General features: G+C 34.4%; 18 protein-coding genes and 3 pseudogenes. 16 read left to right on the forward strand and 5 right to left on the reverse strand.

Annotation, left to right across the window (positions count from 1 at the left end; all coding sequences use genetic code 11):
• Window positions 1-226: 226 nt before the first annotated feature.
• The 8 genes and pseudogenes from tnpA (AACK98_RS02775) to AACK98_RS02810 form a co-directional block, all read left to right on the forward strand.
• Window positions 227-628, forward strand: a pseudogene (gene tnpA, locus AACK98_RS02775) (IS200/IS605 family transposase); the annotation flags it as partial.
• A 212-nt stretch (window positions 629-840) separates the two neighbouring features.
• A complete protein-coding gene (locus tag AACK98_RS02780; RefSeq protein ID WP_339042127.1) occupies window positions 841-1,224 on the forward strand; it encodes a hypothetical protein in 384 nt (127 codons plus the stop codon).
• Between the two features lie 13 nt (window positions 1,225-1,237).
• Window positions 1,238-1,498, forward strand: coding sequence for an IS1 family transposase (locus tag AACK98_RS02785; protein ID WP_339040668.1), 261 nt, complete (start codon window positions 1,238-1,240; stop codon window positions 1,496-1,498).
• The gene (locus AACK98_RS02790) at window positions 1,495-2,262 is read left to right on the forward strand and encodes a hypothetical protein (protein ID WP_339042129.1); all 768 of its coding nucleotides are present in this window, start codon (window positions 1,495-1,497) and stop codon (window positions 2,260-2,262) included. The genes AACK98_RS02785 and AACK98_RS02790 overlap by 4 nt, the downstream gene beginning before the upstream one ends.
• 109 nt (window positions 2,263-2,371) lie before the next feature.
• Window positions 2,372-2,845 carry a hypothetical protein gene (locus tag AACK98_RS02795; protein WP_339042131.1) on the forward strand — a complete coding sequence of 158 codons (474 nt, stop codon included), beginning with the start codon at window positions 2,372-2,374 and terminating at the stop codon, window positions 2,843-2,845.
• Between the two features lie 122 nt (window positions 2,846-2,967).
• Entirely contained in the window at window positions 2,968-3,096 is a 129-nt protein-coding gene (locus AACK98_RS02800; protein WP_339042133.1) for a hypothetical protein, read from the forward strand.
• The gene (locus AACK98_RS02805) at window positions 3,093-3,371 is read left to right on the forward strand and encodes an IS1 family transposase (protein WP_339042134.1); all 279 of its coding nucleotides are present in this window, start codon (window positions 3,093-3,095) and stop codon (window positions 3,369-3,371) included. The genes AACK98_RS02800 and AACK98_RS02805 overlap by 4 nt, the downstream gene beginning before the upstream one ends.
• Window positions 3,372-3,506: 135 nt before the next feature.
• Window positions 3,507-3,944 (forward strand): hypothetical protein, encoded by a 438-nt coding sequence (locus tag AACK98_RS02810; protein ID WP_339042136.1) that lies wholly within the window; start codon window positions 3,507-3,509, stop codon window positions 3,942-3,944.
• Window positions 3,945-4,209: 265 nt separating this feature from the next.
• Here the strand turns inward: AACK98_RS02810 and ligA are convergent, their stop codons facing one another.
• The 4 genes and pseudogenes from ligA to AACK98_RS02830 all read right to left on the reverse strand — a co-directional run bounded on the left by ligA (window position 4,210) and on the right by AACK98_RS02830 (window position 9,622).
• A complete protein-coding gene (ligA, locus tag AACK98_RS02815) occupies window positions 4,210-6,279 on the reverse strand; it encodes an NAD-dependent DNA ligase LigA (RefSeq protein WP_339042138.1) in 2,070 nt (689 codons plus the stop codon).
• A gap of 156 nt (window positions 6,280-6,435) precedes the next feature.
• Window positions 6,436-6,837, reverse strand: a pseudogene (gene tnpA, locus AACK98_RS02820) (IS200/IS605 family transposase); the annotation flags it as partial.
• Window positions 6,838-7,145: 308 nt separating this feature from the next.
• The gene (locus tag AACK98_RS02825; protein ID WP_339042140.1) at window positions 7,146-9,347 is read right to left on the reverse strand and encodes a bifunctional (p)ppGpp synthetase/guanosine-3',5'-bis(diphosphate) 3'-pyrophosphohydrolase; all 2,202 of its coding nucleotides are present in this window, start codon (window positions 9,345-9,347) and stop codon (window positions 7,146-7,148) included.
• A gap of 14 nt (window positions 9,348-9,361) precedes the next feature.
• Entirely contained in the window at window positions 9,362-9,622 is a 261-nt protein-coding gene (locus AACK98_RS02830; RefSeq protein ID WP_339042142.1) for a hypothetical protein, read from the reverse strand.
• Window positions 9,623-10,006: 384 nt separating this feature from the next.
• On the opposite strand from AACK98_RS02830, the pseudogene tnpA (AACK98_RS02835) reads away from it, so the two are divergent.
• Window positions 10,007-10,408: pseudogene (gene tnpA / locus AACK98_RS02835) on the forward strand (IS200/IS605 family transposase); the annotation flags it as partial.
• Between the two features lie 428 nt (window positions 10,409-10,836).
• Here tnpA (AACK98_RS02835) and AACK98_RS02840 read toward each other — a convergent pair.
• A complete protein-coding gene (locus tag AACK98_RS02840; RefSeq protein ID WP_339042144.1) occupies window positions 10,837-11,547 on the reverse strand; it encodes an IS6 family transposase in 711 nt (236 codons plus the stop codon).
• Window positions 11,548-12,172: 625 nt separating this feature from the next.
• Here AACK98_RS02840 and AACK98_RS02845 point away from each other — a divergent pair.
• From AACK98_RS02845 to AACK98_RS02875, 7 genes are all read left to right on the forward strand, one after another.
• Complete coding sequence (locus AACK98_RS02845; RefSeq protein ID WP_339042146.1) at window positions 12,173-12,652, forward strand: rhodanese-like domain-containing protein; 480 nt, start codon at window positions 12,173-12,175, stop codon at window positions 12,650-12,652.
• Between the two features lie 262 nt (window positions 12,653-12,914).
• Entirely contained in the window at window positions 12,915-14,345 is a 1,431-nt protein-coding gene (gene dnaA, locus AACK98_RS02850) for a chromosomal replication initiator protein DnaA (protein WP_339042148.1), read from the forward strand.
• Window positions 14,346-14,549: 204 nt separating this feature from the next.
• Complete coding sequence (locus AACK98_RS02855) at window positions 14,550-14,843, forward strand: FeoA family protein (RefSeq protein WP_339042150.1); 294 nt, start codon at window positions 14,550-14,552, stop codon at window positions 14,841-14,843.
• Window positions 14,833-17,136 (forward strand): ferrous iron transport protein B, encoded by a 2,304-nt coding sequence (gene feoB / locus AACK98_RS02860; RefSeq protein WP_339042152.1) that lies wholly within the window; start codon window positions 14,833-14,835, stop codon window positions 17,134-17,136. The genes AACK98_RS02855 and feoB overlap by 11 nt, the downstream gene beginning before the upstream one ends.
• A gap of 127 nt (window positions 17,137-17,263) precedes the next feature.
• Entirely contained in the window at window positions 17,264-18,064 is an 801-nt protein-coding gene (locus AACK98_RS02865; RefSeq protein ID WP_339042154.1) for a hypothetical protein, read from the forward strand.
• 113 nt (window positions 18,065-18,177) lie between these two features.
• Window positions 18,178-18,954: a succinate dehydrogenase iron-sulfur subunit gene (locus AACK98_RS02870; protein WP_339042156.1), complete on the forward strand. Its 777-nt coding sequence runs from the start codon at window positions 18,178-18,180 to the stop codon at window positions 18,952-18,954.
• A 22-nt stretch (window positions 18,955-18,976) separates the two neighbouring features.
• Window positions 18,977-20,227 (forward strand): MFS transporter, encoded by a 1,251-nt coding sequence (locus AACK98_RS02875; protein WP_339042158.1) that lies wholly within the window; start codon window positions 18,977-18,979, stop codon window positions 20,225-20,227.
• Window positions 20,228-20,904 lie beyond the last annotated feature (677 nt).

Genomic DNA, 20,904 nt, shown 5'->3' on the forward strand with positions numbered 1-20,904 from the left:
ACATAACTTGCGTTAATTCTAATATTGTAACTTATTATGCAGTGAATTTAAAATCATCTACTTGCATTAGTTCACGAGGCTATGTTCACAATATAAAAGAGCTTTTTATGTAGTTATATGTGATATGGTTAAGACCCTCGCCTTTAGGCGAACACTTTAGTATTAGTTATCTAGGAAATGTGCTAAGGGAGGACGAATGGAATATAGGAGATGATCCCACAGCCTATATGACCTAAAGTATCATATAGTATTTTGTACTAAGTATAGGTATAGAGTTTTAACTGGGCAAGTTGCGATTAGAACTAGGGAAGTAATCCGAGAAATATGTGCTGCTAATTACATAAATATAATTAGTGGCAGTATGAGTCCTGATCACGTACATATATTAGCATTGGTTCCGCCTAGTATATCAATATCTAAAGCTGTGCAATATATTAAAGGTATAAGTAGTCGTAAGTTGCTACAGGAATTTGCACTGCTCCGTAAGCGGTATTGTGGACAACATCTTTGGGCCAGAGGGTATTTTGTTGTGACAGTTGGCAATGTGAATTCAGAAGAAGTGCAAAAATATATAGAACAGCATGAGGAACATCACAAAAAAGATGATTTTAGAATATCAGAGTTTTAGCGTTTACGCTTTTAATCTGCTTTGCAAGCGTTACACAAACTACCGCGCTTTAGCAGGTAGTAATTGATAAATATCTACAAAAATACTTGAGAGTTTTCACAATTAGATAGAAGTATGATATGATCACTTTTTTAAAAACTAAAGAGTGGTTTTATGGTTTGTTGTAAGGGATGTTGCTCTGATATCTTTGTAAAGAATGGCATTGTGAGGGGGTGTACAGCGTTATAAGTGCAGATCATGTTCTAAATTTTGTTGAGGGCGATCTGGGCAAGAAGCCTCAAACAGCTGTTAAGAAAGCATTATGCGTTATGCTATATAGTCTTGGTAGGGGCTCTTTTTCTATGTTAGGCAAGATATTAGGGCATTCGCCGTCCATAATTTATCGCTGGGTAGTAGAGGCGATGGGCAAGACTCAGGAGCCAGTTGTCTCTTCGGATATTATGGAGATGGAATTCGACGAGATGTGGCATTTTATTGGTTCAAAAAAAACAAGATTTGGATCATTAAGGCAGTTGATCGTAGTACAAGGAGAACAGTTGCCTGGGTTACAGGCAATCGTGATACTGCAACATTCCAAAAGCTCTACAACAAAGTGAGTCATCTGAAAGAATGTCATTTTATACGGATGATTGGGATGCTTTTTCTAAAATTTTACCCAAAGAGCGTCATACAATTGGAAAGTCTGGCACAGTATGTATCGAGAGAGATAATAGCAACACGCGACATCATTTATGCCGAATGACACGGCGCACTAAAATCGTTTCTAAAAAAGAGTCAATGGTATACGGATCCATCAAGCTTTGGTGCGCTCTTACTATTACACAAATATTCAAACAATATCAAGAACAGCTCTTATCTATCTTTATGTGAAAACTCTCAAAGATATTAACTTTACAGAAGATAAAGTCGATATTCAGAGAGTAGAAGAAGTTGTGGCAGACACGAGTGTAAATAAAGAAGAGGATATTATTGAAGAGCATGGACTGCAAAATAACGATTTATCCGATATTAGAAATGAAAACTGGCGTATTGTTTTAGATAATGAAACACCTATAACTAGGCTTGGGAGAAATGAAGGAGATTTAGAAGGTGTACAGATAAAGGATAATTCCAGTTCTTTTATAGAAAAGCGCAATAGAGTTCAAGATTCAAATGAAGATATTTTAGATTTTAATATGCAAGTGTTACATGAACATGATGACATTCAAATGAATGACAATAGAACGCTTGATGGAAGCGAAGAGTGGAATGATTTTTTTAATGCAAAAGAAGCATATATATCGGCTAAATTGCATAAAAAGCATGAAGTAAAAAAGATGATTAAAGATCTTTTGGGCATTAATATGCTTGCGTTAGATGAAGATTGTGACACTAATCTAAGAAATTCAGGTTATAGTAGCTTTGCTGAGAATATTGAAAATGACTTGAAAGAAGAGTCTGTTGAAGATAAGGAACAAGTATCTGATAAGAGAGTTGGTAATATATCATTGCCAATGCAAACTCATACATGGTTAGACCAATATAGATATTATAATAATTTCTTTTGCCAGTCTCATGATATTAAAAATTCAGAGATAGAAAGAGATATTCCTATCAATAACTTTGCAAAATATTATATTAGACCTCTTGCATAACCTGTTCCAAACTGTGATTTGATTGTCACTAAAACATAAAAACACTCACGTGGATCATTGTTTGGTGACGTTTTGCAAAAATCTACTCTATAAGAATTTCTACCTCAGAATGAGGTTATGCAAGAGGTCTATTGATAATCAAAATAGTATTCCTGTTAATTTTCAAGGCTATAATGCTATGAAAGTAAGTGATCATGGAATTAAAGAAGAGTATGCTAGTGATGAATCTGTTCCAGTGCAAAATAATGTTGCACAGGTTTATGTTATATATTTATTGGACCAGCTTCTAGATAATATTAGAATACAGGTGAAGAATTATCAAGTTTGTGTGCAGTTTTTAAAAAATTACTTAGAAAAATACAATTCTTTACCATATGAAAGATTAGGAGATTTGCTGAGTTTAGTCGCGAATCAAGCATTGGGTTGTGAGGAACCAAATGTCATTGTTGAGCTTTTTGTTCTTTTTGATCATTTAAATCTACTGAATATAGAAATAGGTCATGCTGTTGCGACTGCACAAAATAGTATGCAATTACAATCATATTGCAACGAGCTTAGAGCTAGTTTAGCAGCAAATTTATGAGAGTTTTCACAATTAGATAGAAGTATGATATGATCACTTTTTTAAAAACTAAAGAGTGGTTTTATGGTTTGTTGTAAGGGATGTTGCTCTGATATCTTTGTAAAGAATGGCATTGTGAGGGGGTGTACAGCGTTATAAGTGCAGATCATGTTCTAAATTTTGTTGAGGGCGATCTGGGCAAGAAGCCTCAAACAGCTGTTAAGAAAGCATTATTGATACTGCAACATTCCAAAAGCTCTACAACAAAGTGAGTCATCTGAAAGAATGTCATTTTTATACGGATGATTGGGATGCTTTTTCTAAAATTTTACCCAAAGAGCGTTATACGATTGGAAAGTCTGGCACAGTATGTATCGAGAGAGATAATAGCAACACGCGACATCATTTATGCCGAATGACACGGCGCACTAAAATCGTTTCTAAAAAAGAGTCAATGGTATACGGATCCATCAAGCTTTGGTGCGCTCTTACTATTACACAAATATTCAAACAATATCAAGAACAGCTCTTATCTATCTTTATGTGAAAACTCTCAAATTTATTATTTAGCGTTGAAAATATAGATAATAAAACTTTTAGTGATATTATTCAGAGTAAAGAAGAAGTTGTAACCCAATTAAAAAATATGGCGTATCAACATATTTTACTATCGAAAAAATATATGCTGACTGTGAAATCAATATATAATAAACCAGCCGGTTTGTTGAATCTTGTTTTATATGATGAAGATATCAGCAGTGATGAAGTAAGAGAAAGCAAAGATAGTTCGATAGAAAATAATGATTACAGTAAAGAAAGTGGAGCGTTTTATAATGATGCAAAACAGTGGAATACAGGGGTTTTTGTAAAATCGTCTCATAATGATTTGGTCCAGCCTCATATCTTTGATATTGCTTTAGATCAATATGGAAATCAGGAATTTTTCTATACTGTTGAGCAAGTAAAAGCTATGGTCTTTGAAAGGTATAGTGAAGATGGTGAGTTACATCAAAGTCAACAAGTTGATTACGATACCGGTTTAATCAAAGAAGCTGCTGCTAAATATATGCAAGATGTTGCGATTGACATAAGCTCTATTGAGTATTGTCAAGTGCTATAAGATTAGAGCATGCAAAAGAACTTTGACTTTAATGTTATATAGGTTACGCGCGCCAAAAGTTCTCGGAACAATTATGAAATGGTGCTTGGAGCGCAAAAATAACGCTTTAAATCCGTAAGGAAATGTTATAATAAGCGCAAAAACCTTACGGATTTTGTGAAAGGAGAATTAATATATACAAAAATTAGCACAGGGCTAAGTCCTGGGCTACTTTTTTTGCACATTTAACTGTAACTTCTTCACAAAAATTTATTTGCGTGGCAAATCAATTTTTGGCGGATAGACTAAGTGAACCGGCGATCTCATAAAATGAGTTTTCATCTATAACTTTTACGCCTATATTTACAGCTTTTTGAAGCTTTGAACCAGGGTTTTCGCCTACAACTAGGTAGTCTAAATTTTTTGTGACACTACTTGTTATTGTGGCTCCATTTTCTACCGCTAATTTTTCTGCTTCATCCCTGGTTTTTAATTTGAGTGTGCCAGTAAACAAAATCTTCTTTCCAAAAAGTGGCAATGTATTAGTGTTGTTCAAAGATGCGTATTCTTCAATTGCTACATATTTAACAAGATCAACTATCTCTGCTATATTTGATTGATCTTGAAAGAATTTTCTAATTTCTGCAGTGGTTATTGGTCCAAGTCCGTTAATGTCTATCGAATCTTCTTCATCTAAATTTTTTGCAGCAGAAAAGAAGTTGTCAAAGTTGCAGTAGCGAGCTGAGAGTAACTTCGCTGCTGATTTTCCAACGCTTCTAATGCCAAGTGAGTATATAAACTTCTCTAGCGAAATATTTCTTGATTTTTGAATAGCGCTGAATAAAGCTTCTAATGATTTTCTACCCCAACCTTGGAAATTTAGTAGTGAATCTCTACTTAAGCTGTTTTCAAGTAGCCTTTCATTTTCCTCTAGTCTAAATATATCTGCTGCTATTTTTACTTTCCCATTCTCATATAATTCTTCTATTTGTTTTGCTCCAATTCCCTCTATATTAAAAGCTGCTTTTGAGACGAAATATTTTAAATATTCAATGATTTGCCCGCGGCACTTGCTTCTTTGATTTGTGCACCTTCGTATAGCCGCGCTATCATTATCTGATGCTATATTTGCTCCACAAGATGGACATTTGCTTGGTAAAAAATATTTAGGTAATTCGACATTTCTTGATTCAGTAATGACTTCCTTCACATATGGAATGACATCTCCGGCGCGTTCTACAATTACAATATCTCCTACTCTTATATCTTTTCTTATTATTTCATCTTCATTATGTAGACTTGCTCTGCTGACTAGAACGCCACCTATATTTACCGGGGAAAGCAATGCAACTGGTGTTATTGCTCCAGTGCGTCCAACTTGTGTAACTATTTCTTCAATTTTTGTTTTTGCACTCTTTGCAGAAAATTTATGTGCTATTGCCCACCTTGGAGCTTTAGCAGTTGTGCCGAGGTAGTTTTGCAGATCTATATGATTAACCTTGTAAACTAACCCGTCTATATCATATTCAAGAGAATGCCTAATTGACTCTATTCTTTCATAATATTCCTCTATTTCCTCCTGACTATTTGCTATTTTCCAATTTTGCTCAATACAAAATCCTAGGCTAGCAAATTTTTCTAACATTTCTGATTGAGTTTTGACGGTATCAAAAATACCACCCCAAATAAAATAATGTAATCGTCTTGTTTTCACTATACTTGCGTCAAGCTGTCTCATAGAACCTGATGCTGCATTTCTTGGGTTAGCGAATAAAGACTCGCCAGCGAGTTCTCGTTCTTGATTGAGAATTAGAAAATCTGGCTTTTTAATGTATATCTCGCCACGAACTTCGAAATCACATTTTTCATCCACAGAATGCGGTAGTCTACTTAACATTTTGACATTGGCAGTCACATCTTCGCCGAATGTTCCATCTCCTCTGGTTAAAGCATATGATAAATTTCCATTTTTATAAATTGCTGCAAAGGAAAGTCCATCTATTTTAAGTTCGCATCTTAGTGGGATAAAACCTTCTGAGCTGGTTGATTTTTTTATACGTGTTATAAAATCTCTTACGTCTTCAAGTGAAAATGCATTGCCAAGCGATAACATTTGATATGTATGTGTTCTTTTAATAAACTTATTGCTAGGAGGTGCTCCAACATTGTGTGCCTTAGCTAATTTAGGATACTGCAGTTCAAGATTTTTTAATTTCTCAACAAGAATATCGTATTCCATGTCAGAAATCTCAGGATTATCCTGATTAAAATATAAGAAATTATGTCGTTCTATATCTTTGCGCAATTGTTCTATTTTACTACGTATATGTTTAGTGTTCCTTAGCTTATCGGTCATCGATTTTTATTCAAAACTTGAAGATAAAGTTTGTAATTAGTTTACTGTAGATTTCTTGGATATCATATTATAACGTGAGTTGCCAATTATCAATTACTACCGGCTAAAGCGCGGTAGTTTGTGTAACGCTTGCAAAGCAGATTAAAAGCGTAAACGCTAAAACTCTGATATTCTAAAATCATCTTTTTTGTGATGTTCCTCATGCTGTTCTATATATTTTTGCACTTCTTCTGAATTCACATTGCCAACTGTCACAACAAAATACCCTCTGGCCCAAAGATGTTGTCCACAATACCGCTTACGGAGCAGTGCAAATTCCTGTAGCAACTTACGACTACTTATACCTTTAATATATTGCACAGCTTTAGATATTGATATACTAGGCGGAACCAATGCTAATATATGTACGTGATCAGGACTCATACTGCCACTAATTATATTTATGTAATTAGCAGCACATATTTCTCGGATTACTTCCCTAGTTCTAATCGCAACTTGCCCAGTTAAAACTCTATACCTATACTTAGTACAAAATACTATATGATACTTTAGGTCATATAGGCTGTGGGATCATCTCCTATATTCCATTCGTCCTCCCTTAGCACATTTCCTAGATAACTAATACTAAAGTGTTCGCCTAAAGGCGAGGGTGTTAACCATATCACATATAACTACATAAAATAATTAGCATTCGCATTAACCTATAATCTAAGTACTGCTCACAAAGCCACTTGCGCAGACCATTTTATCCTAATTTTCTATATTGCTTCGTTAATTTCTTTGCAAACATATAAAAGTATTTGAGACAGGGATCTAGAAAATCGTGCTCTCAAAATCCGCGCCGTGTACACTTATGAAGGTAGTGCCTAATAACCCATGACTCTTGATACTGAATATACACACTCAAGACTTCTAAGTGAGCTAATTATATGTTGTAATTGTTCAAGATTTTCTATTTCTAGATCTATTAAAAATTCAAAGAAGTTTTGTGATCTAGATTTTACTTTTATATTTGTGATATTACTACTCATTTGAGCGATTACTTTTGTAACTTCTGCGAGGCTTCCTTGTTTATTTGTAACAGCAACATTTAATCTACTGATAAATTCAAGGTTGCCAGCATCACTCCAAGAGAGTCCAACCCATTTTTCAGGCATTTGAATATAACGATCTAACACCTTGCAATCTACAACGTGTACCATTAAACCAGAGCCTTCTGTGATAATTCCAACAATTCTATCGCCATGTAGAGGATTGCAGCAATTTGCAAATCTAGCTGTCATACCTGCTATTAAGCCTTCTATTGGTAGAGATTGCTGTATCTTTTTTGTAATACCAAGTTTTCTAATACCTAACTTTGCAAAAAATGTCAGAGGGTTTGATTGTTCCTTAAAACCATTTTTATAGTCATCCATAGCCATAATAATGTCCTGTGCATTTAACATTCCGTTGCCAACTGCAAATAACAGGTCATCTATAGAATTTTTCTTTAGTATTGGCAGGATTTTTGAGAACTCATGCTCATTATATGGTATATCAACACTTTTTAGTGTATTAAATAGAATTACTCTTCCGAGGTTAATAAATTCTGCAATTTGATTTTGCTTAATGAATTTACGAATTGCAGATCTTGCGCGACCAGTTGCAACGAAGTTCACCCAAGATTGAGAAGGGGATAATTTCTCTCCTCTTATGATTTCAACTTGATCTCCATTTTCTAAAAATGAATTTAAAGGTACAGCTTTATTGTTCACTTTTGCACCTATGCAACTGAGTCCAATATCTGAGTGAATAGCAAATGCAAAATCTACAGGTGTTGCATTCTTAGGCAATGCCACTAAAGTACCTTGCGGAGAGAAGCAAAAAACTTGATCTTTATACATGTTTAACTTGGTGTTTTCTAGAAATTCACCAAGATTTGATGTGTGTCTTAGAATTTCAAGCAACTCGTGTATCCACTGAAAATGTAATTTTTCAGTAATAACACCTGAGTTGTGTTTGTATGACCAGTGTGCAGCAACTCCATATTCTGCTATATTATGCATTTCTGCTGTACGTATTTGGATCTCTATACAATTATTTTTTGGCCCTATCACCGTAGTATGTAGCGACTGATAACCATTCTGTTTTTTGTTGCTTATATAATCTTTAAATCCATAAGGGATGCATTTATAGGATGTATGTATTATTCCGAGCACTCTGTAGCATTCAATTTCATCTGAGACTATTATGCGAAATGCCATAATATCTGCTAGCTGTTCAAAGGAAATTTTCTTATTCTCCATTTTTCGCCATATGGAGTAGCAAGTTTTTTCTCGACCGCTTACTTCAGCATTTATATTATAATTTTGTAGCAATTCCTTGATTTCTTTTTTGATATCCTCTACAAGCGCAGCACCTTTTGTTTTTAGAAAGCTGAGGCGGCCTAGTATTGAATTTCTAATGTCAGGATAAAGCGCTGCAAATGCGAGGTCTTGCATTTCATTTTGCATGTTATGCAGGCCGATCTTTTCTGCTAGTGGTGCATATATTTCAATTGTTTCATATGCTGTACGTTTTTGTTTATCAATATTCTTGACAGCAGATAGTGTTCTCATATTATGCAGTCTGTCTGCGAGCTTTATCAGCAATACTCTTATGTCTTCAGACATCGCTACTAAAAGCTTTCCAAAATCTTCAGCTTGTCGTATATGTGTTGGTTGATATGCTATTTTTGCTAGTTTGGTAAGACCAAATACTAATTTTCCTACGTCATTTCCAAAGTTTTTTTCTATTTCATCGATCAGAATGTCAGTATCTTCGACTACATCATGTAATAGCGCTGCAACTATAGAGTTAGTATCTAGCTTTAGATCTATTAAGATCTGCGCAACTGCTATTGGGTGGGTGATATATAATTCTCCAGAATTTCTAATTTGTCCGGAGTGTGCGCTGGTAGCAAACTCCAACGCTCTGTTTATTATCTTGAAATCAAGTGTGGGTTGTGCAGAGATGGCAGAAAGAAACTCGGATTTTACTCCTTCAAAATGCGCTTGTGATTGTGCAGCAGTTAATCCGTTTCCATTCATGATGAGAAAATAATCTAAGAGCCATTGCCTTTAAAATCAACCTGAGACGCACCATCTTTTATCTTTTGTAAGAGATCCGATTTGCCTAAATCAATGGTGCCAAGATTTGGGATATTGATCCCGACATCTGAGAAAAAACCTCTTATACTACCAAATGCTTTGGCGATTATACCCGTAAAATTCTGGTCGTAGCCAGATATAAGAACTGCTGCAATTAAAACAGTTGCTATGAAGATTAAGCCGAATGAGCTGCAAAGCAGCATTATAAATCTCAAGATCATCTTTATATACATATTAATTGTTATTGCAGATCTTTTTGTGCCGTCTCACTGTATAAGCTTCTACGTACAGACAGTATAACGTGTATTCATTAATAATTGCAAGTCTGTAACTGGTTTTAGCATGACAAATGAAATATTTGCTTATTTTACAAATGAATACAACTCTTGCGTGAATTCATATCTGTTCTGTTAATATTACTTCAATAGAATAGAAGAGTAAATTTCGTTGTATTAATAGTAAGTCATATGCTCATTCTTTATGTAGTTATATGTGATATGGTTAACACCCTCGCCTTTAGGCGAACACTTTAGTATTAGTTATCTAGGAAATGTGCTAAGGGAGGACGAATGGAATATAGGAGATGATCCCACAGCCTATATGACCTAAAGTATCATATAGTATTTTGTACTAAGTATAGGTATAGAGCTTTAACTGGGCAAGTTGCGATTAGAACTAGGGAAGTAATCCGAGAAATATGTGCTGCTAATTACATAAATATAATTAGTGGCAGTATGAGTCCTGATCACGTACATATATTAGCATTGGTTCCGCCTAGTATATCAATATCTAAAGCTGTGCAATATATTAAAGGTATAAGTAGTCGTAAGTTGCTACAGGAATTTGCACTGCTCCGTAAGCGGTATTGTGGACAACATCTTTGGGCCAGAGGGTATTTTGTTGTGACAGTTGGCAATGTGAATTCAGAAGAAGCGCAAAAATATATAGAACAGCATGAGGAACATCACAAAAAAGATGATTTTAGAATATCAGAATTTTAGCGTTTACGCTTTTAACCTGCTTTGCAAGCGTTACACAAACTACCGCGCTTTAGCCGGTAGTAATTGATACTTTTTAAGTAGCTGTTTTACTATATGTGAAGCTTTACAATGTATGGCTTTATTAAGTAGGCAAAAGCCCAGAAAAGGAAGGTTTCTAATATGCCTGTGCGCTTTGGATCTTTGAATAGATACAAGGTGTTTATGAAGAGATATTAGATGGAATTGATGCTTTAGCACTTCTTATATTATGTTTGATTTTTAGGATGCAACTTTGCATATAATTTTTTAAAAATTCTAGAGGTCTCTCTTCGCATCTAAGTCTATTTATGTAGTGTTATGCCTTTAAATTACATGGCAAGATGGAAAAAGGTTCTGTCGCATCTATGGAGTATATTTAGCATTCTACACGAAATATGAGATTTTAGATGTTATGATGCCATTAGCATTTTAAAGTTCTCAAAAGTAGATACATTGTTATTGCTTCCAACTATTTGTCCTTTTTGAATAATACGAATATTTTCTATACCGGCAATAGTAATCTTAGCACTACGAAAACTCTTAAAACCAAGCATTGGCTTGACTCGTTTTTTAATAAATCTATGATCTTGCTCTACAAGATTGTTCAGATATTTATTTTGGAATATTTTTATCTTTTGTTTCTTAGGTAAGTTTTTATTAAAGTCAGTGAGAGCAGAAGTATTACTACTACTCTTATCTATCACTATTTTTGCAGGACGATCATTATTCTTAAAAGCTTTCTTAAAAAATGCCTTAGCAGCTGTAGCATCTCTATGTTTTCTTAGTAAGAATTCGATAGTATTGCCACAGGAGTCAACTGCTCTATATAGATATACCAATTTACCATTGACCTTAATATATGTTTCATCCATTCTCCAGCTATTTCCAACCGCTTTCTTACGTTGTCTAACCTTTTGATCTATCAAAGGAGAAAACTTAATTAACCATCTTTGAAGAGTTGCATGATCTATTTTAGCCCCTCTAATACTTGCCATCTCTTCAAGTTCTCTATAACTTAACGAAAATCTACACCTCATATACACAAATAGCATTATTATTTCAGGTGATGAACAAAATCCTTTGAAATATCTCAAGAGTTTTGGCGATATATGGAATGGCATATTTTTAATTTTGCACTTCTTATACTATATATCACTGAACTTATCAATAGATGCGACAGAACCTGGAAAAATGCTGCATTTATATATGTGAAAATTCATAATTCGTTTAGAACCAAGTAGCATCCTGGTAGAGACTCAAGTCAATACATTTATTTTGAAAAAGATATATAAAATGGCTTTACGATTGATGATATGTTAGGCAAATATGTCATTATAAATTTGTTTGTTTTTGATTGAATTTACTGCCGCTGAAATAGTATCAATTCCGCAGACTGTGTCCTGTTATCTGTTAAGGTTTGTAGGTTTTATGATATCTAGGGGCATCTAACATGTAGCTTGTGATGCAATAGCCAAATCTAATTGTGCGACAAAAATGAACGATTGCTATTTGATGCTAAACTATTAGTAGCTGTTTGTCATACTATTTCATAGCTATAGATCTGTGTATCGGTGATTCATTAAATAAGAAGCAATCTTGCCAAATTTGTAACATTAGTTTGTGGTTGGAAATGGTATGTTAAAGTTATATATTTTAGCGTATGAATTCTTGATATAATTACTGAAGCATGTTACCCTCCGTCGCCCAGAGGGGTTTCGTGTCTCGGTGTTGAGGTGCGATAATTTTTTGATAGATACTTTGTTTATGGGAATTTTAGATGGATTGTCGAAGTTTGTATCTTCAAGACCTGATGGTTCAGTTGAGTCTGTCTCTGCTAGTGAAGCCTGGGATATGTTGATGTTAAACAGCGACGTTGTTTTGTTGGATGTACGCACAAAAGAGGAGTGGAAATTTGTAGGTATTCCATTGGTACAATTTGGTGAAAATAGAGTTCACTTCGTATCCTGGAGGACTTTGCCTGATATGCAGCAAAATGAGAATTTTCTGCAAGATGTGAGGAGTCGAATTACTGATTTAAACGTACCTATTATTCTGATGTGCAGATCTGGTGCTAGGTCTATGGAAGCTGGTGTCTATTTGATGAGAAATGGTTATACCAGATGTTATAATATTGAATATGGTTTTGAAGGAGAGTTGGATATGAATTATCAAAGAGGTTTTATAAATGGTTGGAAAGCTTCTGCTCTTCCATGGAGACAGACTTAGCGTTCTAATAATACAGTACTAACTTAAGTTATTTGTTCATTGAAATAGTTGAGTATGACTTAGTTAGTTTTATATGTAGAGGCTTTGTAAATAGCTACATCAAGTTTTATCTTTAATCAAGATTGTTATGTGTACTGAGTCCTGACCGTATTAAATTTGCGGTTAGCATTTCACACAGAAAGTGTAATTCTGCTTTGCGAAGGTAAAGCAGCTTGATTGAGAGTATTCTTAAATTTCTTAAGCATCAAAAAGGGAAGGTCGTATGAACCGTAACGCAGTGCAAATAGTTGATGTTGAGTCTCATGGACAAGAGATTTGGAATCAGGTGCTTGAGCAGCTTTTGCCTGAATATGGAGAGTCAATCTTTGAGCATTGGTTCAAAGATATGGCTTTTAAAGAGCTGAAAGATGGTATATTGATAGTTACGGTTAAGACTAAATTTGTTCGCGAGTGGGTTGTTACTAATTATTTAGCGAAGATTCGAAAATTTATCACAACTCTAGACAAGAGCATAGAGCGTCTCGATATTCAAGTATGTAGTGATGTTGTGAAGCGTGACATTGTTGAGTCTAATCCTTATTTCACAGGTAGTGATTCTGCAAAAGTAATATGTAATTTTACCCAAGCTTCTAAGCTAAATTCACATTTTACGTTTGAGAATTTTGTATGCGGAAGTAGTAATCAAATCGCGTACAATGCAGCATATAACTTGATACAATGTAGTGAAATTTTGCAGGCTAAACATATGCCTCGTTGCTTATACATACATGGCAATGTTGGCATGGGAAAAACACATATGTTGCAAGCTATAGCAAACTACATGGTTTCTCATCATCCCGAGAAGAAAGTATCATATCTTGGAGTCGAGCGTTTTATGAATAACTATATAAACGCTGTTAGAGCAAATCAGCTGCTTGCGTTTCGAGAACACCTAAGATCCTCAGATATACTACTCTTGGATGACTTGCAATTCATATGTGATAAAAATAGTACTCAGAAAGAATTTACGCAGACATTTGATGCAATAGTTGAAGCTAATAAAATGATTGTGATTGCATCTGATAGACCGCCTTATCAATTGCCTCTGGAAGCTAGGATCAAATCTAGATTGGTGAGTTCTATATCTGTTGAGATACAAAATCCTGATTTTGATTTGAGATTAAAGATACTGCAGAGTAAAGCCAAGTTATTGAATACAGAGATAGATCCGAAAATAATGAATTTCATAGCAGACAAAATCTCTACCAGTATAAGAGAATTGGAAGGAGCTCTATATAGAGTTCTTTCGCATTGTAGTTTTGCGGGTATTGCTATCACGCTTGAAAATGTTAAGTCATTGCTTAGAGATGCTATTGTTGCATTTTCTGTATCGCAACCTTCTATTACTGCAATACTGGACGCAGTGGCAGATTTTTATAATATGAATAAGTCAGATATATTAACAAAGCATCGTTTTGGGAAGTCTGTGCTTGCTAGGCAAGTTGTTGCTTATTTGGCTAAAGATATGACGAGTTGTTCTCTTCAGGAAATAGGAAAAAAATTAGGCGGAAGAGATCATGCAACTGTAATATATTCAATAAAGCAGATTGAACGTAAAATTAGCGATAATTCTAGTGTTGCTCAAGATATATTGAAAATTAAAGAGACTTTAAGAGGTAATAGTGTTAATGATTCTGTAGCATATGGCATTTAATCTGGCTTCAGACTTATATATTGTATAGCAATTGCAATTGCAAATCATTTGCGATAGGTGTATAATGCACTTGATGGCACCCTTTATATGAGCTGTTTTGCGACTGTAAAATGGTTTTTTATATATGGATTAGCCTAGTATAACTTAAGCCTTTGCTAAATGCAGGCTTGGTTCTTATAAACTACTAGATTGCTATAGGTTCTTATGCAGTTATTAAGTTTTTTCAGGAAATTTTTTATGAAGAATGAGAGCGATCATTGTGCTGGCTCTGCTGTAAATCTTTCTTCAATTAAAAAAGGTGAGGTTGCTAGAGTTGAATATATTGATCTCAGCGGACCTCTTTTAGAGAAATGCATACGTTTAGGTATTATTCCAGGTTCATCTGTACAAGTTTTACATAGATACTATAGTAATCTAATAGTGAAGCTTGATAACATGAAGCTTGCTATAAATGATGAGGTTGCTAAACACATATTGGTGCTTAGCGATGAGCGATAGTGTTAGCGCTCTTTTAGTCGGGGCTCCAAATTCAGGTAAATCCACGCTTTTTAATTTGCTTACAGGTAAAAGCGAGAAAACAGGGAATTGGTCTGGTGTAACTGTACAGGAGCATCATGGGCATTTCATAATAGACAGTTATATAATTAACCTTGTTGATTTACCTGGTGTATCTTCTATCTCTATTGTTTCTAGTCAAGCTAATCAAGATGAAAGGGTTGCAATTGATGCATTACTCGCGAAAATTGAGTCTTCCAATTTTTATAAAGTAGAGCAAGATAAAGAAACAAATCAAAAAAATATTGTGATTAACGTTGTTGATAGCAGCAATATGCGTTATTCGCTTTATCTTACTATGCAGCTAATTGAGATGGGTATGTGTCATGTGTTAGCGTTAAACATGGCTGATTTGGTTTCTAACTACAATTTGCTTGACGCTGATAAGTTAAGCAAATTGCTTGGTGTTCCAACTGTGAAGATTTCTGCAAAACAAGATAATGGAATTTTGAATTTATGTGCGCTAATTGCAAAAAAGTCAGAAGTAGTTGCAGGTAGTGATAATATCTACAGTATAAAAAACTACGATAAAAATTTGGTAGCGCTTGTTAATGCTGTTTCCAGCTCTATTTCATATGAGAATATAGGTTATTCAAAGCATTGGGTTGCGTTGAAACTAGTTGAAGAAGGTTATGGAGTAATTGAAAAATTAGGGATTAATCTAACATGTGATTTTTCAGCCGAACACTTAGATTCAATTGTTGCAAGCTATTTTCCAGGTATTACTGCTGCTTCTAGTGATCTGAAGAGTTTAATCTCAGATTCTAGGTATAAATGTGTAGATGCGATATTAGAACAAGTCATGGCTAAGACGGAAGAGAGTGAAAAGCCACAGTTTATGCAGAAGTTAGACGCGATACTACTTAATAGATTTTGTGGTATCGTCATCTTTGCATTTGTTATGTATTTTATTTTCAGCTTTAGCATATTGTTTGGTGGAGCATTTCAGTCATTTTTTCAATCTATTGCTGAAATTATATTTGTGCATGGTACATCAAAAGTGTTGCATATGCTAGATGCGCCTGATGAGACTATTTTACTTCTTGCATATGGAATTGGTTCTGGAATTGTTGTAGTAGCTTCTTTTGTTCCGTTAATAGCTGCGTTGTATTTTATTTTTTCTGCGCTTGAGGAATTTGGTTATTTTGCAAGAGCTGCTTTACTTATGAACAGATTAATGAATAAAGTTGGGCTTTCCGGACATGCATTTATTCCTCTTATACTAGGTTTTGGCTGCAATGTTCCCGCAATAGTTGCGACCAGGTCCTTAAGTGCAAGAGAAAAAAGAATTGTTTCTATTATGATGATGCCGTTTATGTCATGTAGTGCTAGGCTCTCTGTTTTTGTGCTATTTTATATGACGTTCTTTTCATCAAGCGGTCCTATTATAATTTTGTTGTTATATTTCATTGGCTTAATAACTGGGCTAATTACAGCTCATATTACCAGCAAGATGATAAAAAATACTCCAGACGTACATTTCTTAATGATACTACCAAATTATCAGTTGCCAAGCATGCGAAGCTTGCTAGATAAAACATATATGAGAGCCAAGGATTTTGTATTTGGTGCTGGTAAGCTGATAGTGTTGATTTGTTTTGTATTAAACTTGCTGAATATTTTTACTCTGCGTGGCGAGAAAGTCAGTAGTTGCATGCAAAATATTGAAAAAGGTGAAGAAAAACGCTGCGATAGTATATTAATTGCATCAAGCAAAATAATAGCTCCAGTATTTGAGCCTATGGGTCTTGCACGTGAGAATTGGCAAGCAACAGTTGGTGTTATAACAGGGTTACTTGCAAAGGAAGTAGTGGTTGGTACACTGAATTCTTTATACTCAAGTAGCCAAAATGTAATTAGCGACGAGAGTCGCAACTTTTTGGAATTATTTCATGATGCATTTACAGATACTATAGAAAATATTAAAGGTGCATTTGCAAGTGCCTTTTCCATTTTTAAATTTGACTATGATTATAACTCTCGTTCTCAAGAATTTTTAAACGAGATGAGTGTTGAAAACTCAACAATCAAGAAAATAAGAGAAGCTTTTGGTAGTAAAGCAACAGCTTTTGCATACATGTTATTCATATTATTATATTTTCCATGTGTTTCTGTATTTGCTGTCATAGCAAATGAAATAGGGTTAAAGTGGGCAATATTAAGCAGTGTGTGGTCGACTGCAATAGCATATATAATTGCTGTGTCATTTTATCAAGCTGCTATGTTATTTGGTTGAATTTTGTGTTTTAAAGTGTATTTAAGTATAATGTGTGTTTTGTGTATATTTTGCCGCAAAAATCTAATGCTAATGTTATATTAATATAGCAGTAGAGCGAATTGTTTAATCATTACAGTTCTTGCTTGTGGAATATATTTATAATGTAGGTGATGTCAGTTTAGTTTCACCTAAATATATAATATCAATAGGTAGAAGACAGCCCATGCATATAGGTCATATTATGGGCATCAAAAGAATCTTGAGTATAGAAAATGCAAAACTGATATATGTTATTGGCTCTATGAATTTATTTGGGGATTTGTTATTTGATCCAATTAATAATCCATTAAATTTAGAGCAGCAGATCCAGCAATTTAAACTAGTATTCCCTAAAGAAAATCCGATATTCATTGCGTTAAAAGATTTTCCTGACACGTTACTTTGGGCTTCGACTCTTATCAAATTATTGCAGGATATCAATATTTCTTCTGATGAATGTGTAATACATTTTATAGGTAAAAAAGAGGATGTATTGCAAACTAAGAAATATTGGTATGTGGATGGAAAGGAAATATTACTATTACCTAATCAGTGGGAAATAGAAATTTTCAAGTATTTGGGATTCAGGATATGGATGGATAGTTTACAATATATTGTGAAAGACAGTGCGGATCTTTGCATATCAGCTCGTAATTTTAGAGGTATTGACTTATATAATTTGAGTCAAAGCGATAAAAGATTGCTTGCAACACCTGATTATTTAAAAAAAATTGCATTAAAAGCTAGGTATTTTAATACTGCTATCTATAGAGGAGTTGATACTGAGAGATTTTTGTCATCTGAGAGGTTGGCATTAGAGGAATTTGGCCATATCAGAAGAGCTATTACTCTATATGATCTAAGTATACAGCGTATAATTACCGGTTCATTTCCTGAGCTAGTGTAAGGTGACAAAATTTATCAATTGCCATAAAATATTTGCTCATTTCCCGTAAAAGTTATACTATCCGCTATATATGGTGTATGTTTTTATATCATCTAGTGTTTTTAGGGTAGTCTATGGTTCATTTTACATTGCCAAAAAATTCTAAAGTTCTGAAGGGTAAAGAATATTCTTGCTCAGATAGTGCTGTTTCTAGAACATTTAAAATATACAGATATGCTGGGAATGAGGGAGAGAATCCTACATTAGATACTTATGTAATAGACCCTACAAAGTATGGTCCTATGGTATTGGATGCGCTCATATATATAAAAAATGAAATAGACAGCACATTAACTTTTAGGCGCTCTTGCAGAGAAGGAGTGTGTGGTAGTTGTGCAATGAATATAGATGGAACTAATACACTTGCGTGTATTAAGCATATAGATGAGATAAAAGGTGATGTAAAAGTTTATCCACTTCCACATATGCCTGTTGTAAAGGATTTGGTACCAGATTTATCAAATTTTTATAAACAATTAACGTCAGTAAAGCCTTGGATGCAAAATAAAAGTGAAGCGCATTCAGGTGTTGAACTGCTGCAGTCTGAGTCTGATAGAGCGAAGTTGGATGGTCTATATGAGTGCATCCTATGCGCATGTTGTTCAACTAGTTGCCCGAGTTACTGGTGGAATGGGGATAAATACCTTGGGCCTGCTGTACTATTACAAGCCTATAGATGGCTTGTTGATAGTAGAGATGAGGCTAGAGATGAAAGGTTGGATTTTCTTGATGATTCTATGCGTCTTTATCGTTGCCACACAATAATGAATTGTGCTAAGACATGTCCTAAACATTTAAATCCTGCAAAGGCGATTGCATCGATTAAAGAGATGTTAGTCGAGAGATGTTAAGCTTAGCTCATTAAATCAGCTTATGAGTATTATCTTTAACGGAGCGTTTATAAATCGCTATATCACCGGCTTTTTAATGAGCGTAAGTAGTGGTGTTGTATATGGGTTGCTTGTGCTTACAGTGACTGCATTATTGAATGATCACGCTGTTTCTCTGGAAGTTATAGGCCTTCTTTCTTTAAGAATGTTGCCGTATTCGTTCAAATATGTTTGGGCATATTTAGTAGATTCTTGTCGAATTAAAGTATTTCCCGAAAACTTTGGTGCTAGAAAAGAATGGATGATATCTATGCAGGTGCTATTGATCATCTGTATGGTATTTGTAGCTTTTTTTGACGTGAGTAACATTAAGAGCCTGTTTGTACTTACTCTTCTAATATCACTTTTTGGTGCTACCTATGATATATGTCTTGAAGCATATAAGATGGAGCTATTTTCCAGAGAAAAGTTGATTATTGGAAATCCAGTTGTAATTTGGGGTTTTAGAGTTGGGTTTTTATTTGCTGGAGGTTTTTGCTTATATCTTGCTTCTTTTATATCTTGGCGGTTGGTTTTTCTAGTGATGATCATACCAATTTTAGTATGTATGGTGACTCTTTTCTTTTCAAGAGATGATAAAAGAGTAAGAGGTGATCATTGTATATCATCATTTGGCGGTTGGTTCCGCACTAATGTATATAATGCATTTTCCACAGTTTCTCAAATCCCTCGCTTACATTATATCATACCGGTTGTATCGTTTTATAAGCTAAGTGATGGATTTATAGATGTAATGCTGATCCCATTTTTGACAGAGATAGGCTTTTCTAAGCCAGAGATAGCTGGTTTTTCACAAGTTAGTAGTGTTATAGGAGTTGCTTTTGGAACAGTTGCCGGTGCTTATTTGTTAAAAATTGCAAAGCTTTGGAAGGTGTTACTTGTAGCTGAGGTTATGGCTGCAGTTACTAATCTATTATTCATAATTCTTGTAAACAGCGTCAAAAACGACTTTTTGATGGCATCTGTCTCCATAGCAGAAAGTTTTTGCAGCAGCATTTGTAATGTCACATTAATACATTACATGTGCTTCCTTTGTCGCGATTCAAGATTTTTTGCTACACATTATTCTATCCTTATAGCGCTATCTGGCATGTCAAGAGCGATATTTTGTTCATTTTCTGGTGTTATAGCTTCTAATGTTGGATGGACGTATTTTTTTGTATTTTCTAGCATGCTATCAGTTCCTTCAATTTTATGTATTATATTATTAAATGAAGAGCTAGAACATGAGTAGATGAAGCAGTGCTAAATCCAATAAGTGCCTTAGTTGCGCAATCAGAATATCGAAAAACATTAGGTAGTTGCCTGCATCATAGCTCTAAAAAGCGCATGATTTATGTGTGGCAACATTGCCAAAAATCTTATGGATTTTCATGGCATGATTTTTGAGAGTACAAGTAGTACGCGCCGTCTAATGCTTGCATGCAATCCATATAAATCCTAAGATTTATGCTATAAAAGCTATTTGGATTTCAATATAACGCGGCACTTGAAGTATGGCACGCTTTGGTATACAATTGGTCTCATTTATAAGAACTGACGCAGTTAAAACTCAAAGATTGTGAATACTAAAAAGTATTTTGATATGGCGCTACCTTAAGCAAGCGCGCGCACGGATTTTGATTGCATGATTTTTGATAGTACAAGTTAATTTCTGCGCCTAATACTTTTGCATATTTGTAAAGAAATCCGGGAAGTAATATGGAATATTAGACTAAAAAGGCTTACATAATGACTTTTGGTTACAGGATTATAGATAAGAAACATGCCTATATAGTGTCAAGTAACTTAAATTAGATTATAGAACTAGTGACGTATTCGAGTTCTTCTTTTTCAAAAAGATTGAAGTAAAATATTTCAAATGCATTTGTTTGGTATTCACTAATTGCTTTTTCTAGAAAAAAATTTGCA

It is taken from the genome of Candidatus Lariskella endosymbiont of Hedychridium roseum, assembly GCF_964020185.1.
GTDB lineage: Bacteria > Pseudomonadota > Alphaproteobacteria > Rickettsiales > Midichloriaceae > Lariskella.

What these genes read in the sequence shown, in the direction of transcription:
- AACK98_RS02870 (WP_339042156.1), top strand. Translation starts at nt 18,178, where the DNA reads ATGGTTCATTTTACATTGCCAAAAAATTCTAAAGTTCTGAAGGGTAAA.
- dnaA (WP_339042148.1), top strand. Translation starts at nt 12,915, where the DNA reads ATGAACCGTAACGCAGTGCAAATAGTTGATGTTGAGTCTCATGGACAA.
- AACK98_RS02785 (WP_339040668.1), top strand. Translation starts at nt 1,238, where the DNA reads ATGTCATTTTATACGGATGATTGGGATGCTTTTTCTAAAATTTTACCC.
- AACK98_RS02825 (WP_339042140.1), bottom strand. Translation starts at nt 9,347, where the DNA reads ATGAATGGAAACGGATTAACTGCTGCACAATCACAAGCGCATTTTGAA.
- AACK98_RS02855 (WP_339042150.1), top strand. Translation starts at nt 14,550, where the DNA reads ATGCAGTTATTAAGTTTTTTCAGGAAATTTTTTATGAAGAATGAGAGC.
- AACK98_RS02795 (WP_339042131.1), top strand. Translation starts at nt 2,372, where the DNA reads ATGAGGTTATGCAAGAGGTCTATTGATAATCAAAATAGTATTCCTGTT.
- ligA (WP_339042138.1), bottom strand. Translation starts at nt 6,279, where the DNA reads ATGACCGATAAGCTAAGGAACACTAAACATATACGTAGTAAAATAGAA.
- AACK98_RS02875 (WP_339042158.1), top strand. Translation starts at nt 18,977, where the DNA reads ATGAGTATTATCTTTAACGGAGCGTTTATAAATCGCTATATCACCGGC.
- AACK98_RS02840 (WP_339042144.1), bottom strand. Translation starts at nt 11,547, where the DNA reads ATGCCATTCCATATATCGCCAAAACTCTTGAGATATTTCAAAGGATTT.
- feoB (WP_339042152.1), top strand. Translation starts at nt 14,833, where the DNA reads ATGAGCGATAGTGTTAGCGCTCTTTTAGTCGGGGCTCCAAATTCAGGT.
- AACK98_RS02810 (WP_339042136.1), top strand. Translation starts at nt 3,507, where the DNA reads ATGCTGACTGTGAAATCAATATATAATAAACCAGCCGGTTTGTTGAAT.